Annotated in this window: 1 protein-coding gene and 1 pseudogene; one reads left to right on the forward strand and one right to left on the reverse strand. The window is 57.9% G+C overall.

Annotated features, from left to right (window positions below):
• The first annotated feature begins 10 nt into the window (after positions 1-10).
• On the forward strand, positions 11-1,498 hold the full coding sequence (locus tag Q0341_RS09945; RefSeq protein ID WP_299512718.1) for a tripartite tricarboxylate transporter permease: 1,488 nt from the start codon (positions 11-13) through the stop codon (positions 1,496-1,498).
• Positions 1,499-1,857: 359 nt separating this feature from the next.
• Here the strand turns inward: Q0341_RS09945 and Q0341_RS09950 are convergent.
• Positions 1,858-1,998, reverse strand: a pseudogene (locus Q0341_RS09950) (oligopeptide/dipeptide ABC transporter ATP-binding protein); the annotation flags it as partial.
• Between the last annotated feature and the right edge of the window lie 346 nt (positions 1,999-2,344).

A 2,344-nucleotide genomic window follows, 5' to 3' on the forward strand; every position in this document is an offset into this window, starting at 1 on the left:
CGGATACCCCATGGAATCTTTTGACGCGCTGATGGGTGGCTTTGCCATTGCCTTGCAACCCAACACCTTGATGTGGGGCTTCATCGGCTGCTTTGTGGGCACCTTGGTGGGTGTGTTGCCGGGCATTGGTCCAGCGCTGACCATCGCTTTGCTCCTGCCGCTGACCTACCACGTCCCCGCCACCAGCATGTTTGTGATGTTCGCGGGCATTTACTACGGTGCGGCCTATGGTGGCTCCACCACCTCCATCTTGCTCAACACCCCCGGCGAATCGGCGGCGGTGGTCACCGCCCTGGAGGGCAACAAAATGGCCCGACGCGGCAGGGCCGGGCAGGCCTTGGCCACGGCCGCCATTGGCAGTTTTGTGGCCGGCACCATTGGCACACTGGCCCTCACCTTTTTTGCCCCGCTGGTGGTCAATGCCGCGCTGGCCTTTGGCCCGGCCGAATATTTCAGCCTCATGGTGCTGTCGCTGGTGGCGGTGTCGGCCGTGCTGGGCAACTCGATGCTGCGCGGCCTGGTGGCGCTGAGCCTGGGCCTGCTCATGGGCATGATCGGTCTGGACCTGCAAACCGGCCAACCGCGCTTCACCTTTGGCCGCCCTGAACTGCTCGATGGCATCGAAGTCACCGTGGCTGCCGTGGGCCTGTTTGCGGTGGGTGAGGCGCTTTACCTGGCTTGGCAAGGGCGCGAGACCAAGACCGGCGAAGTCATGAAAGTCTCTGGAAGCTTGTGGATGAGCAAAAGCGACTGGGCCCGATCATGGAAAGCCTGGTTGCGCGGCGCTTTTTATGGCTTCCCCATCGGTGCCATGCCTGCGGGCGGTGCCGAGCTGCCCACCTTGCTGTCTTATTACACCGAGAAAAAACTCACCAAGTACCCGGAAGAATTTGGCCACGGTGCCATCGAAGGCGTGGCCGGCCCCGAGGCTGCCAACAACGCCGCTGCAGCTGGTGTGCTCATGCCCTTGCTCACCTTGGGCATCCCCACCTCAGCCACTGCCGCCATCATGCTGTCGGCCTTTGAGGGCTACGGCATCCAAACCGGGCCACAGCTCTTCAGCCAGCAAGGCGGCCTGGTCTGGACCCTGATCGCCAGTCTCTACATTGGCAACGTGATCTTGCTGATCTTGAACCTGCCCTTGGTCAGCCTTTGGGTCAAGTTGCTCAAGATCCCGCCGCCCTGGCTCTATGCGGGCATCATCGTCATCTCCACCGCGGGCGTTTATGGCGCTGGCAACTCGGTGTTCAATGTGGGCCTGCTGTTTGTGTTTGGTCTGCTGGGTTACTTGATGCGCCGGTTTGACTTTCCCGCGGCGCCCCTCATCGTCGGCCTGATCCTGGCCCCCATGGCAGAGCAGTCCATGCGCCAAGCGCTGACCATCAGCCAAGGTGAATGGTCCACCTTCTTCACCCGCCCCTTGTCGGGCAGTTTGATGGCTGTGTCGGCGCTGCTGCTGGTGGTGCCGCCACTTTACAAACGGCTCCGACGGAGGTAAAAACCCTGACGGCTTCAGCGTGGCTACTCGTTTCTGAGCCTTCACATTGGGCATGATCTAAGCCACCCGCTACAACGATGACTTTGCAAATAAAGCCATCGGTTATGACTTGTCTGCTCAGTACGCACTGAGCAAGCCCACTGACTTTGAACTCCAAGTGCAGGGGAAAAAAGCTGATGCAACGACATCAGCCACCACATAGCGCGTTCAGCTGACTCACTCTTTTTAATCAGACGCTGGCGCAATACGGCTTGAGATTCAGAAACAAAAAACCCACCGTGGCGACACGGTGGGTTTTTTTATTGTGCGCCCGGAACGGGCGCAGGGTTGAAGGGCAAAGTCTGGCGCGCGTCGCCCCTTCACACCACCGCGTGACAAGCGATCTTAATGCCTTTGAAGTCGCGCAGCGGCGGCCGTTCAAGCTTGCAGATGTCCATGACCTGCGGGCAGCGCGGGTGGAAGGTGCAGCCGCTCGGCGGGTTAAGCGGGTTGGGCACTTCGGCGAAGGTATTTTGCTGAAATCTTTCAGCAAAACAACCAAATTCTTACAAACCGCAACTTAAGAAAATCCCAAAATTCCTTACCAATCAACGACTTACCCAGCTACAAGTTGCGACAGAAACCTAACGACAAGATAAATCCTCAGATCTGACTGTCACAGGCATATTGCCAAACGCAACCAGTCTACCCCGCTTGGCACCGGAGTACAAGTTTAGAAAGACCGACCATTGGGTTTTTCGAAAATTCAGTGCTAACATTGACGCACTCACATCGAAAGATGTGTTCGTCGCCCTAGAGGCGGCATATCAAAAATCGCAGCTACGCTGCGCAGTTTTCTATAGAAAA

Source organism: uncultured Limnohabitans sp. (genome assembly GCF_937889215.1).
Lineage (GTDB): Bacteria > Pseudomonadota > Gammaproteobacteria > Burkholderiales > Burkholderiaceae_C > Limnohabitans_A.

Excerpts from the sequence above, each read along its gene's own strand:
- Q0341_RS09945 (WP_299512718.1), top strand. The coding sequence starts at position 11 with ATGGAATCTTTTGACGCGCTGATGGGTGGCTTTGCCATTGCCTTGCAA.